General features: G+C 70.6%; 14 protein-coding genes. 8 read left to right on the top strand and 6 right to left on the bottom strand.

What is annotated here, in order from left to right; all coding sequences use genetic code 11:
- Window positions 1–8: 8 nt before the first annotated feature.
- The 3 genes from OG242_RS15410 to OG242_RS15400 all read right to left on the bottom strand — a co-directional run bounded on the left by OG242_RS15410 (window position 9) and on the right by OG242_RS15400 (window position 2,252).
- Entirely contained in the window at window positions 9–1,010 is a 1,002-nt protein-coding gene (locus OG242_RS15410) for a phosphotransferase (RefSeq protein ID WP_405901621.1), read from the bottom strand.
- 63 nt (window positions 1,011–1,073) lie between these two features.
- On the bottom strand, window positions 1,074–1,499 hold the full coding sequence (locus tag OG242_RS15405) for a pyridoxamine 5'-phosphate oxidase family protein (protein ID WP_405898708.1): 426 nt from the start codon (window positions 1,497–1,499) through the stop codon (window positions 1,074–1,076).
- Window positions 1,500–1,592: 93 nt separating this feature from the next.
- A complete protein-coding gene (locus tag OG242_RS15400; RefSeq protein ID WP_405898707.1) occupies window positions 1,593–2,252 on the bottom strand; it encodes a response regulator in 660 nt (219 codons plus the stop codon).
- 340 nt (window positions 2,253–2,592) lie between these two features.
- On the opposite strand from OG242_RS15400, the gene pdhA reads away from it, so the two are divergent.
- The 4 genes from pdhA to OG242_RS15380 all read left to right on the top strand — a co-directional run bounded on the left by pdhA (window position 2,593) and on the right by OG242_RS15380 (window position 7,010).
- Complete coding sequence (pdhA, locus tag OG242_RS15395) at window positions 2,593–3,753, top strand: pyruvate dehydrogenase (acetyl-transferring) E1 component subunit alpha (protein ID WP_405898706.1); 1,161 nt, start codon at window positions 2,593–2,595, stop codon at window positions 3,751–3,753.
- A gap of 2 nt (window positions 3,754–3,755) precedes the next feature.
- Window positions 3,756–4,736 carry an alpha-ketoacid dehydrogenase subunit beta gene (locus OG242_RS15390; protein WP_405898705.1) on the top strand — a complete coding sequence of 327 codons (981 nt, stop codon included), beginning with the start codon at window positions 3,756–3,758 and terminating at the stop codon, window positions 4,734–4,736.
- 12 nt (window positions 4,737–4,748) lie between these two features.
- A complete protein-coding gene (locus OG242_RS15385; RefSeq protein WP_405898704.1) occupies window positions 4,749–6,161 on the top strand; it encodes a dihydrolipoamide acetyltransferase family protein in 1,413 nt (470 codons plus the stop codon).
- A 198-nt stretch (window positions 6,162–6,359) separates the two neighbouring features.
- Window positions 6,360–7,010 (top strand): DUF4232 domain-containing protein, encoded by a 651-nt coding sequence (locus tag OG242_RS15380; protein WP_405898703.1) that lies wholly within the window; start codon window positions 6,360–6,362, stop codon window positions 7,008–7,010.
- Between the two features lie 84 nt (window positions 7,011–7,094).
- Here the strand turns inward: OG242_RS15380 and OG242_RS15375 are convergent, their stop codons facing one another.
- Window positions 7,095–7,670 (bottom strand): TetR/AcrR family transcriptional regulator, encoded by a 576-nt coding sequence (locus OG242_RS15375; protein ID WP_405898702.1) that lies wholly within the window; start codon window positions 7,668–7,670, stop codon window positions 7,095–7,097.
- A gap of 70 nt (window positions 7,671–7,740) precedes the next feature.
- Between OG242_RS15375 and OG242_RS15370 the strand changes: the two genes are divergently transcribed.
- Entirely contained in the window at window positions 7,741–8,646 is a 906-nt protein-coding gene (locus OG242_RS15370; RefSeq protein ID WP_405898701.1) for an NADP-dependent oxidoreductase, read from the top strand.
- Here the strand turns inward: OG242_RS15370 and OG242_RS15365 are convergent.
- Window positions 8,601–9,095 carry an ATP-binding protein gene (locus tag OG242_RS15365; protein ID WP_405898700.1) on the bottom strand — a complete coding sequence of 165 codons (495 nt, stop codon included), beginning with the start codon at window positions 9,093–9,095 and terminating at the stop codon, window positions 8,601–8,603. The two genes, OG242_RS15370 and OG242_RS15365, sit on opposite strands and share 46 nt — an antisense overlap.
- 230 nt (window positions 9,096–9,325) lie before the next feature.
- Between OG242_RS15365 and OG242_RS15360 the strand changes: the two genes are divergently transcribed.
- Both OG242_RS15360 and OG242_RS15355 read left to right on the top strand, forming a co-directional pair.
- The gene (locus OG242_RS15360; protein WP_405898699.1) at window positions 9,326–10,213 is read left to right on the top strand and encodes a helix-turn-helix domain-containing protein; all 888 of its coding nucleotides are present in this window, start codon (window positions 9,326–9,328) and stop codon (window positions 10,211–10,213) included.
- On the top strand, window positions 10,210–10,392 hold the full coding sequence (locus tag OG242_RS15355; RefSeq protein WP_405898698.1) for a DUF397 domain-containing protein: 183 nt from the start codon (window positions 10,210–10,212) through the stop codon (window positions 10,390–10,392). Before OG242_RS15360 ends, OG242_RS15355 begins: the two co-directional genes overlap by 4 nt.
- Before the next feature lie 27 nt (window positions 10,393–10,419).
- Here the strand turns inward: OG242_RS15355 and OG242_RS15350 are convergent, their stop codons facing one another.
- The gene (locus tag OG242_RS15350; protein ID WP_405898697.1) at window positions 10,420–11,514 is read right to left on the bottom strand and encodes a hypothetical protein; all 1,095 of its coding nucleotides are present in this window, start codon (window positions 11,512–11,514) and stop codon (window positions 10,420–10,422) included.
- A gap of 182 nt (window positions 11,515–11,696) precedes the next feature.
- Between OG242_RS15350 and OG242_RS15345 the strand changes: the two genes are divergently transcribed.
- Window positions 11,697–12,110, top strand: coding sequence for a DUF3592 domain-containing protein (locus OG242_RS15345; protein ID WP_405898696.1), 414 nt, complete (start codon window positions 11,697–11,699; stop codon window positions 12,108–12,110).
- The last annotated feature ends 34 nt before the right edge of the window (window positions 12,111–12,144 follow it).

Raw genomic sequence — 12,144 nt, 5'->3', positions numbered from 1 at the left:
CCCCCCGCTCATCCCGTGAACGCCGCGCGCACCGCCTCGTACTCACGGGTCCACCAGACCGCCAGGGCCGACACCGCGGGGAACTGCGGGTCGGCCCTGCGGTCGTCCAGGCAGTAGCGCCAGCGCAGTATCCAGAAGTCGTTGAGCCGCTCCCACCAGACCCGGTGCACCGCGGCCGCCAGTTCCGCCGCGTCCGCCCCGGCCGCCCGCCGGTAGGCCCGGGCGTAGGCGCGTACCTTCGTCAGGTCCAGCGCACCGGCCGGCTGGACGAAGAAGATCGCCGCCGCGCGCACCGCCTCCTCCGCCCGGGGCTGGACGGCCAGCCGGTCCCAGTCCAGGATCGCGACCGGGTTCGCGCCCCGGTAGAGCACGTTCAGCGGGTGGAAGTCGCCGTGCACCCAGCCGGTGGCGGGCGCCCCCGGGTCCGGCGGCCGGCGGTCGGCGTACCGTTCCAGCAGGACGCGCCGCTCGCGCAGCCGGTGCTCGGCCAGCTCGTCGAAGGCGTCCCGGCTCCCGCGCCCGCGCGCGGCGGCGAGCAGGTCGCCGATCAGCGCGAAGGTGTCGGCCGCCTGCGGACTCGCGTAACCGGGCGGCCGCCCGCCGCCCGTCCCCGTATCGTGCTCGGTCCCCATGACCTGCTCAAGACCCGTGTGTACGGCTCCGAGGAGCGTCCCGAGACGCATGGACTGGGCGAGGGTGAGCTGGGCGCCGCCCCGGTGCAGGCCGTCGACCCAGGGGTGGAGGGCGTAGCGGCGGCCGGCGATCTCGGTGACGGTCTCCCCGTCGCGGGCCCCCAGCGGCGGGGCGACGGGCACTCCGAGTGACTGGAGGCGTCGCGTCGCGCGGTGCTGGCGGACGATGGTGGCGCGGTCGCGGGTGGCGTCGTCCGAGTGGTGCTTGAGGAAGTACGAACCCCGCGTGGTGGACACCCGGTAACCGTGGTTGAGCAGGCCCTGGGAGAGCGGGGTGCAGGTGAGCGGCTCACCGGCGTCCGGGTAACGGCGAAGCACCTCGCCGACCGGCGGGACCGGCGGGGAGGCGACAGATGAGCGCGACACGCTTCAGATGTTAGATCACGCTGCGTTGCGGATCTGCTGAGTTGCGTGGAAGTCCAGAGTGTGCACCGTGACGAAGTGAGGTTCGAGCCAGAGGTACGACGGGGCGAACGGCTCGCCGTTGACCTCGACGGGGGCGGGTCCGAAGAGCTCGCGCTGGGCGGGGGTCGGATCGACGATCCGGGCGGGCCCGGTGAACTGCACGGACCACAGGTCCTCGGTCCCGGCGGGGGCGGTGTTGAAGTTGTCCGCGCCGTAGGCCACGACCGCCCCGTCGCAGGCGCCGTGGTGCCCGAGACCGCTGTGCATGCGCAGCACGACGCGGCCGTCGATGACGATGTGCCGGGCCACCGTCAGCATCGGGAGGGCCCGCATGCTGGTCGCCAGCCGGCCGTAGGGGACCCGGCCGAGCAGGTCGATCGCGTGGAGTTCCTCGTGGGACATGTCCTCCACTGTCGGCCACGGCGTGAGGGCCGGATAAGAGGCCGGGGCCCCCGTTTCGCCGGGACCAAAGTCCTGAGGGGGCGTCTTGCCCCCTCAGCGCTTCTCCGCCTGGAGCCGTGCCACGTACGCGGCGGCCTGCGAGCGGCGCTCCATGCCCAGCTTGGACAGCAGGCTGGACACGTAGTTCTTGATCGTCTTCTCGGCGAGGTGCAGCCGTTCGCCGATCGCCCGGTTGGTCAGGCCCTCGCCGATCAGGTCGAGGATCCTGCGCTCCTGGTCCGTGAGGGTCGCGAGCTTCTCGTCGCCCTGCCCCCTCTTCCCCTCGCGCAGCCGCTCCAGCACCCGCGCGGTGGCGACCGGGTCGAGCAGCGACTTGCCGGCCGCCACGTCCCGTACGGCCGTCAGCAGTTCGTTGCCCCGGATCGCCTTGAGCACGTATCCCGCGGCGCCCGCCATGATCGCGTCGAACAGCGCCTCGTCGTCGGCGTACGACGTCAGCATCAGGCAGTGGACGGAGTCGTCCTGGGACCGGATCTCGCGGCAGACCTCCACCCCGCTGCCGTCCGGCAGCCGCACGTCGAGCACGGCCACATCGGGGCGGACCGCCGGAATCCGCACCAGCGCGTCCGCCGCCGTGCCGGCCTCGCCGACCACCTCGATGTCGTCCTCCATCGACAGCAGCTCATGGACCCCGCGCCGGACGACTTCATGGTCGTCGAGCAGAAAAACAGTGATTTTTCCATTTACGCGCACAATCGCAGTCTCACACATTCACCCCTTCCCTGCCGCTGTCCGGCGGGATAACGTGCCGTTGTTCCGGCGGCCTGCGAGGCTGTGATCAGTGCTGTGACCAGCGAGACTCCCCGAATTCCTCGATTTACTTGGATATCCAAGCAAAATCGCAGGTCAGGAAGGGTTTCGCAGTTACGGGACCCACTGGGTAACGTGCCTTGAACAGGGCGCTCGCCGGGGCACCTGTCACGCCTGTTTCCCGGACCGAGCGGCACCCACCCCGTGCACGGGTACGGACACAGGCGAGCCGCACTGGTCTCCCGGCAGACCCCGGGGGCCGGACCGACGGAGGAGCACGCACGTGACCGTGGAGAGCACTGCCGCGCGCAAACCGCGACGCAGCAGCAAGCGGACCAGCGCCGCGAAAACGCCCGCGAAGACGCCGGAGGGTTCGACGCCCGAGCTCGTACAGCTGCTGACGCCCGAGGGCGAACGCGTCGAGCACCCGGACTACTCGATCGACCTGAGCGCGGAAGAGCTGCGCGGCCTGTACCGGGACATGGTCCTCACCCGCCGCTTCGACGCCGAGGCCACCGCCCTCCAGCGCCAGGGCGAGCTGGGCCTGTGGGCCTCCCTGCTGGGCCAGGAGGCCGCCCAGATCGGATCGGGACGGGCCCTGCGCGACGACGACTACGTCTTCCCGACCTACCGTGAGCACGGTGTGGCCTGGTGCCGGGGCGTCGACCCGACCAACCTGCTCGGAATGTTCCGCGGTGTGAACCACGGCGGCTGGGACCCGAACAGCAACAACTTCCACCTGTACACGATCGTCATCGGCTCGCAGACCCTGCACGCCACGGGTTACGCCATGGGCGTGGCCAAGGACGGCGCGGACTCGGCCGTGATCGCGTACTTCGGGGACGGCGCCTCCAGCCAGGGCGACGTCGCGGAGGCGTTCACCTTCTCCGCCGTCTACAACGCCCCGGTCGTCTTCTTCTGCCAGAACAACCAGTGGGCGATCTCCGAGCCCACCGAGAAGCAGACCCGGGTGCCGCTCTACCAGCGCGCCCAGGGCTTCGGCTTCCCCGGCGTCCGGGTCGACGGCAACGACGTCCTGGCCTGCCTGGCCGTCACCCGGTCCGCCCTGGAGCGGGCCCGGCGCGGCGAGGGCCCGACCCTGGTCGAGGCGTTCACGTACCGCATGGGCGCGCACACCACCTCCGACGACCCGACGAAGTACCGGGCCGACGAGGAGCGCGCGTCCTGGGAGGCGAAGGACCCGATCCTGCGCCTGCGCACGTACCTGGAGAGGGAGGGCGCGGCCGACGAGGCGTTCTTCACCGCCCTCGACGAGGAGAGCGAAGCCCTCGGCAAGCGCGTCCGCGAGGCCGTACGGGCGATGCCCGACCCGGACCGGATGGCGATGTTCGACCACGTCTACGCCGACGGCAACCCGCTCGTCGACGAGGAGCGCGCCGAGTTCGCCGCCTACCAGGCATCGTTCGCCGAGGAGGGCAAGTAACCATGGCCGTGGAAAAGATGTCCCTCGCGAAGGCGCTCAACGAGTCGCTGCGCAGGGCCCTCGACACCGACCCGAAGGTCCTCATCATGGGTGAGGACGTCGGCAAGCTCGGCGGCGTCTTCCGGATCACCGACGGCCTCCAGAAGGACTTCGGCGAGGACCGTGTCATCGACACCCCGCTCGCCGAGTCGGGCATCGTCGGTACGGCGATCGGCCTCGCGCTGCGCGGCTACCGGCCCGTCGTCGAGATCCAGTTCGACGGCTTCGTCTTCCCGGCGTACGACCAGATCGTCACGCAGCTCGCGAAGATGCACGCCCGGGCGCTCGGCAAGGTCAAGATGCCCGTCGTCGTGCGCATCCCGTACGGCGGTGGCATCGGCGCCGTCGAGCACCACAGCGAGTCGCCCGAGGCGCTGTTCGCGCACGTCGCGGGCCTGAAGGTGGTCTCCCCGTCCAACGCGTCGGACGCGTACTGGATGATGCAGCAGGCCGTCCAGAGCGACGACCCGGTCATCTTCTTCGAGCCGAAGCGGCGCTACTGGGACAAGGGCGAGGTCGACACCGAGTCCATTCCGGGGGCGCTGCACGCCGCGTCCGTCGCCCGCACCGGCACGGACCTCACGCTCGCCGCGTACGGCCCGATGGTGAAGGTCTGCCTGGAGGCCGCCGCGGCCGCCCAGGAGGAGGGCAAGTCGGTCGAGGTCGTGGACCTGCGCTCGATGTCCCCCATCGACTTCGACACCATCCAGGCGTCCGTCGAGAAGACCCGCCGCCTGGTCGTCGTCCACGAGGCACCCGTCTTCTACGGCTCCGGGGCCGAGATCGCCGCTCGCATCACGGAGCGGTGCTTCTACCACCTGGAGGCGCCCGTGCTGCGGGTCGGCGGCTACCACGCCCCGTACCCGCCGGCGCGGCTGGAGGAGGAGTACCTGCCGGGCCTGGACCGGGTGCTCGACGCCGTCGACCGCTCGCTGGCGTACTGAGGAGAGAGGAGCGTGACCACGATGACCGACACTTCCAACGCTGCTCGCTTCCGTGAGTTCAAGATGCCCGACGTGGGCGAGGGACTGACCGAGGCCGAGATCCTCAAGTGGTACGTCCAGCCCGGCGACGCCGTCACCGACGGCCAGGTCGTCTGCGAGGTCGAGACCGCGAAGGCCGCCGTCGAGCTGCCGATCCCGTTCGACGGCGTCGTCCACGAACTGCGCTTCCCCGAGGGCACCACGGTCGACGTGGGCCAGGTGATCATCGCGGTGGACGTGGCGCCGGGGTCCGACTCCGGTGCTGAGGCGCCCGAGGCCGCCGCCGCCCCCGAGGCCGCTCCCGAGGCCGAGGCGCCGAAGGGCCGCCAGCCCGTTCTGGTGGGTTACGGCGTGGCCGAGTCCTCCACGAAGCGCCGGGCCCGCAAGGGCGCCGAGACCGCACCCCCGGCGGCCGCCCCCGCGGCGGTCCAGGCCGAGCTGAACGGCCAGGGCACGGCCGCGGTTCCGGAGGCCCGTCCGCTGGCCAAGCCGCCGGTCCGCAAGCTCGCGAAGGACCTGGGCATCGACCTGGCGACGGTCACCCCGACCGGCGTGGGCGGTGTGATCACGCGCGAGGACGTGCACGCGGCGGCGACGCCGGAGACACCTGCGGTGCCTTCGGTGCCTGAGCCGTCCGTCGAGGCCCCGGCCCCCGTACAGGCCGTCGCTCCCGTCCCGGCCGGCGCCCGCGAGACGCGTATCCCGGTCAAGGGCGTGCGGAAGGCCATCGCCCAGGCGATGGTCGGCAGCGCGTTCACCGCCCCGCACGTCACCGAGTTCGTGACCGTCGACGTGACGCGCACGATGAAGCTCGTCGCGGAGCTGAAGGAGGACAAGGACATGGCGGGGGTGCGGGTCAATCCGCTCCTCATCATCGCCAAGGCCCTCCTGGTCGCGATCAAGCGGAACCCCGGGGTCAACGCGGTCTGGGACGAGGCGAACCAGGAGATCGTCCAGAAGCACTACGTGAACCTGGGCATCGCCGCCGCCACTCCGCGCGGCCTGATCGTCCCGAACATCAAGGACGCCCACGACCGGACGCTGCCGCAGCTGGCCGCGTCCCTGGGCGAGCTGGTCGCCACGGCCCGGGACGGCAAGACGTCCCCGGCCGCGATGGCGGGCGGCACGGTGACCATCACCAACGTGGGCGTCTTCGGCGTCGACACCGGTACGCCGATCCTGAACCCGGGCGAGTCCGCGATCCTCGCGGTCGGCGCGATCAAGCTCCAGCCGTGGGTCCACAAGGGCAAGGTGAAGCCCCGCCAGGTGACCACGCTGGCCCTGTCGTTCGACCACCGTCTGATCGACGGTGAGCTGGGCTCCAAGTTCCTGGCGGACATCGCCGCGGTCCTGGAGCAGCCGAAGCGGCTGATCACCTGGGCGTAGGTGTGCGTTCACGAGGGGCCCGCGCGACGTCCGCGCGGGCCCCTTTCCATGTCCGCCGCAGCCCACGCCGGTCGGGATGAAACGGTCGTCCAACGGCTGTGTAACAGGGGTGTATGAGACACCGGTCGGGCGCAACGTACCCCCGTTCCGGACAGTTCTTGCTGATCAGAACTGTCAACGGATACCGAGGACGAATCGATGCGCGCTCACAAGATCACCTTCGCCGCCCTGGTCGTCGCCGCGGGCCTCTCGCTCACGGCCTGCCAGAACGACGACGACGCCGCGGCGCAGACCGACCCGTCGTCCGTGGCGACCGCGTCCCCGTCCAGCGACGGTCCGGGCTCGGCCGGCTCGGACGCGGCTTCCCCCGGGGCGGGTTCCGGCGGGAAGGACACCGCTGCCGGTGCCGGGGCCGACGAGCAGAGCAAGACCGCCAAGTGCCGCACCGACGGGCTGAAGATCACGGCGATCGACAACTTCATCGACGGCGACCCGGACGGGACCGTCGCGGTGGAGATGAAGAACAGCAGCGGCCGGGACTGCGTGATCGCCGGGTTCGCGGGCGTCGACCTCAAGACCAACGCGGGCTCGATCTCCGCCGAGCGCAAGGGTGAGCCCGCAGACCCGTACGTCCTCAAGAACGGCAAGACGATCGCCTTCGCCATCAACTACCCGCTCAACGAAACCGGGGGCTCCGGCGTCCGCATCACCGGGCTGGTGGTGACCCCGCCCAACGAGACGAAGTCGGTCACCCTCGCCTGGCCGGGCAAGGGTTCGCTGCCCGTCACGGACGGGTCCGGCTCCCCGGTGACGGTCGGCCCGATCGGTAGCGCCGGCCAGGGCGGCTGAGCGGTACGTTCCGTGCCCGTGGGCACACCGACGAGGGGCCCGGCGTCGTGCGGGGCCCCTCGTCCGTGTGCCGGCCGGGTGCCCTCAGGGGGCCGTGGACTCCCAGGCCGCCTCGATCATCCCGAAGATCTCGTCCACCGCGGCCTCCGGATCGGCCGCTTCGCGGGCCAGCGCGTACGCGTCGACCACGAACCTGGCGATCGTCCGGCAGGCCGTCGGGGTCCGGGACAGCCGGGGGTCGGCGGCGATGGCCGTCGCCAGTGACTCCGCGTGCCGAAGCCTCATCGATTCCTCGTACTCCCGCAGCGAGGTCGATCCGTCGATCATCCGCCAGATGGGGGCGGCGCCGTCCGCCGTGCAGTGCCGGACCATCGCGTGGATCTCGCGGCGCAGCGCGGGCATGAGCGGCTCGTCCGGTGCGCGGCCGGTGGCCGCCTGCGCGAGCCGGTGCTCGAAGTCGGCGTCCTGCTCGAACACCAGGGCCTCTTTCGAGGCGAAGTGGGAGAAGAGCGTGGTCACGGCCACGTCTGCCTCGGCGGCGATGTCGCGGATGCCCACCGCGTCGTATCCACGTTCCAGGAAGAGCCGCAGCGCGGTGTCGGCGATCTTCTGACGGGTCGCGGCCTTCTTGCGCTCGCGGCGCCCGGACTGCACGGTCATGCGCTCACGCTAGCAGGTACGTATCCATAACGGTTTCAAAAGACTAACCGTTAGTGTTACGTTCTCCGTCATGAAGAAAGTGAGCTTCGCCGAGTTCGGCGGCCCCGATGTCCTGCGCCTCATCGACGCCGAGGAGCCCCACGCGGGCCCCGGCCGGATACGTATCGCCGTGCGGGCGGCAGGCGTGAACCCCGTCGACTGGAGAGTCCGTGAGGGCCAGATCCTGGGCGCCCATCCGACCGAGTTGCCCTCCGGCGTCGGACTGGACGCCGCCGGGATCGTGGACGAGGTGGGTGAGGGCGTCGAGGGCGTGGAGACCGGCGACCGCGTGTTCGGCGAAGGGGCCGACACCTACGCCGAGTTCGCCGTGCTGTCCGCATGGGCTCGGATGCCCGAGGGGCTGACGTTCGGGGAGGCGGCCGGGTATCCGTCCGTGGTGGAGACCGCCCTGCGCATCATCGGCCAGGTCGGCGTACGGGCGGGCGAGACGCTGCTGGTGAGCGGGGCGTCCGGGGGTGTCGGTTCGGCGGTGCTCCAGATCGCCCGCGACCGGGGCATCGCGGTGATCGGCACGGGTGGCGCCGCGAACCAGGACTACCTGCGCGGGCTGGGCGCGCTCGCCACGACGTACGGGGAGGGCTGGGTGGAGCGGGTGCGGCGGCTCGGCCGGGTCGACGCGGCGCTCGATCTGGCCGGCTCGGGTGTGATCCCCGAACTCGTCGCGCTGACGGGGGACCCGGGCAAGGTGATCACCATCGCGGACCTCGGTGCGCCGGAATTCGGCGTCCGCTTCTCCGGCGTGGCCGGGAGCGTGCCGGACGCGCTCGCGGAGGCGGTGGACCTCATCGAGCGGGGGAGGCTCGACATCCCGGTCGAGAAGTCGTACACCCTCGCGGAGGCGGCGCAGGCGCACGTCGACAGCAGGGCCGGTCACACGCGTGGCCGACGGGTGGTGGTGGTCCGGTCGGACGCCTGACGGCTCGTGCCGAGCCGGTGCGGGCCCGTCTGTAGCGCGCGTTCGGCGAACACGGTCTTGCCGACGGTGCGCGGCTCGACGCCCCACCGGTCGGCGACCGCGTCCACGAGGACGAGCCCGCGCCCGTAGCACTCGTCCGGGTCCGCCTCGCGGAGCCCCGGCAGCCGTTCCCCTCGCGGGTCGCTGACCTCGATACGGATGGCTCCGCCCGTGAGGGTGAGGTGGACCCGGAAGAGCCGGCCGCGCAGGCTGCCGTGGATCAGGGCGTTGGTGGCCAACTCGCCGACCAGCAGGGCAACTTCGTCGGCGCGGTCGGCGTGCCCCCATTCACCGACGAGCCGCGTGGCACGTCGGCGGGCGAGGGTGACGCTGCGGGCGGTGGGAGTGTAGTCGAGGCGGTCTTCGTGGAGCGGGGGGTTGTCTTGGGGGGCCTCGGCGGGTGTGGACATGGGTGAGCCTCTCCGGGGTGTGGGGCGGTGGCATTGCCGCCGTGAGCCCGTGCGGGCAGGGCGGTGCGCTTCCGCTGCGCGGTGCCGGTGCGTGACCGGTGTTTCGCCGAACGTAGCGACCTAGAGGTCTGAGGTTCAAGTCTCTGAGGCATATATTCCCCCTACCGAGTGCGAGGGCATACCTGAGAGCAAGTAGCTGCCACACTGGTGCCGTTCACCGGGAGGTCGATGTGCAGGAATCTGGCAGGAGAGCAAATGGCAACCGGGTCTCGACCGTCCTCGGTCGCCGCCTGGGCGGAGAGCTGCAGCGCCTTCGGGTAGCGGTAGGCAAGACACAGCGCGAAGCGGCCGAAGTCCTGAGCGCGACGCAGACCAAGGTCGTGAAGATGGAGAGTGGATGCGTTCCGGTGCGGGACCCGGACATCCTCGCCCTCTGCGCGTTCTATGGAGCTGACGAGCCCCGCGTCGTCTCACAACTGCTGGGACTGGCCAAGACTGACCGGGAGCGAAGGAAGATCAAGGGCTGGTGGAACGACGGGCTGGTCCCGGGAGCAGCGTCGTACATCGCCATGGAGGATGCGGCGACTCGCAACAGGCAATGGCAACTTGCCCTGATCCCTGGCTTGTTTCAGACGGCGGAGTACATCAGGGCGATGGGCGTGGCCGACTCACTGTGGGAGGACTTGGACCAGGTCGAAGCGGTGGTGTCGACTCGTGCCCGACGGCAGCAACGACTGTACGGTGACAGCCCATTGATCATGCACGCTGTGATCTGGGAAGCAGCCCTGCGGCAGGCTGTCGGTGGTGCAGAGGTCATGAGACGGCAGCTCAACCACCTGTGCGACCTGGCTGAACTATCAAACGTGCATATCCAGGTACTCCCGTTCCGCGCCGGTGGGCACAGTGGCGTTGGCGGCCCGTTCAATATCTTGTCGTTCGGCGAGGATGAGGCTATGGATGTGGTCCACATGGACACGCCACGTTCGGAGATCTGGATCGAGGACGCGGAACGCAGCAGCGTGTACGTCGAGATGTTCAACAGCCTGTCGCGCTCCGCGCTGGCCCCGTACGACTCGATGCAACTCATGCACAGCATCGGTAAAGGAATGAGCGAGTGAAGGTGTTCCAGTTCGTCAAGTCCAGCTACAGCACCTTGGAGAAGGACTGCGTCGAGGTCGCCCGCAACGTCCCCGGCGCCGTCGCCGTCCGCGACTCCAAGCGCGCCGCCGGCCCCGTCCTCGTACTCACCCCCACCGCGTGGGACGCCTTCCGCGCTTCCCTGTCGCCGGTGCGGTAGCGGCGGCGGCGCCGCATCGCGTACCCGTCAGTCCGCGTCCGGGTGCACCGTGGGGCCGGGGAGTTCCAGGCCGGTGCAGCCTCGGCGTTCGGCCTGGTCCGTCGTGAACGCGTTCAGGAGTTGCCGTACCTCGCTCATCGGGAGCGCCGACGCGTCGCGCGTCGGTGCGTAGCTGGTGGCGAGGAAGTTCGCGGATTCCCCGGCGCACCGGGCCTTGGCGCGGCCGAGTGTCCTGCCGAGCAGCGCATCGTTCGGGCTGCCCTTCTCCGGGATCCGCACGTTGCCCGAGATCAGCCTCTCGAACGGCTTGTCCGACCAGTCGCCGTACCAGCCGGTGAGGTTCACGGCCGGCTCGCCGGTCCCGGAGTCGACGAGCGAGCAGTTGGTGATCGAGGCGTCCTCGTTCGTGGGCGCGAGCACCTGCCACTCCTTGCCGGACGGGCTCGCCGGCAGGCCGGCCCGGGAAAGCCATCCGCACATCGTGCTCTTCGCCCGGCCGAGGGTCAGGGCCCGGGAGGGCTCGACCCGGCCCGGCAGCGGCAGCGAGCCGGCTCCGCAACCGGTCTCGGTGTTGGCGCCGTTGGCGATACGCACGGCGGTGCGCAGGGACTCGGGGGATGCGGTGCTCTCCACTCCGTGGGTGTACACCTTGGTGACGAGGCGCCGAGTGCGGCCCTCCGCGTCACGGCCGAGCTTCGGGCACTCCTGCACGATCACCGGCCCGAACTTGCCGTAGAACCCGGGGACCGAGCTGCTGAAGACGTAGTGAACGTCCCGCGCGGCGGTGAACTCCATGCCCAGCGGGCCCAGCGGCTCGCCCGTGTCGAGCTGCGACTCGATATGGAGGACGAAGTGACGGCCGTCGTTCTCGTCGACCCCGCACCTGAGCAGGTCCTGGCCGGAGCCGAAGGTGTCCCGGGCCGCCCGGAGCCGTTCCCTCGGCAGCAGTTCGGCGAGATCGCCGCCCGACAGGTTGCCCCCGCACAGCGTCGCCGCGTACCACCAGGGCTGCCACAGCGGCTTCGCCGCCCAGCCGCTGCCCGCAAGGACGGCGAGCACCACCGCCGTCACGCCGAGCGCTCGCTTGCCGGGCAGCCACCGAGCCCATGTCCCCGTTGCCATGACCTGCGGCCTTCCCCCCGTTGGCGTCTTCGACGCGCGCAGCCTACGTGCTGCTCGGACCCGGCGATCCGCAGGGGCGGGCAGGGCCTCCGTCGCGTACTGGGCGAGGGCCTGTTCCGACTACTGGTGGGCGGGAACGTCCAACGGTTCCCTTTCCTGCCCCCGGCCGCTTGGGTAGGGGCATGCCCTACGTGAACCTCGCCGCCTCCGGCTCGCCGTACTTCATACCGCACGCGGTGATCGTGTTGGGGGTGGCCGGGATCGTGGCCCGCTTCGCCGGGGAGGCGTATGCCCTGCGGAGCCGGGGCGTCCGGGCCCGGGGGGTCTGCGTCAGGCATACGTACGCGAAGAACGGCGTCTCCGTCGTGGCACGGTTCCAGACCGCGTCGGGGGAGACGTTCAGGGCGCTGGGCCCCGCCGGCGCGGTCGCGAGTGCCCGGGTGGGGGATCCGGTCGACGTGGTCTACGACCCGCGCAAGCCGAAGAACGCCAAGGTGGAACCGGCGAACCACAGCGATGCCCACTGGCTGGCGTTCGTGGCCCTGGTCCTCGCGGTTCCGGGGGTGTGGCTGCTGTGGTGGGTCCTGGTCGGGTGAAGGGCCCGCCCGGCGCGGTGGCGGCCTTGAAGCA

It is taken from the genome of Streptomyces sp. NBC_00727, from assembly GCF_045161745.1.
GTDB lineage: Bacteria > Actinomycetota > Actinomycetes > Streptomycetales > Streptomycetaceae > Streptomyces.
The sequence above is the reverse complement of the archived record's forward strand: the minus strand, read 5'-3'. Positions and strand labels throughout refer to the sequence as shown.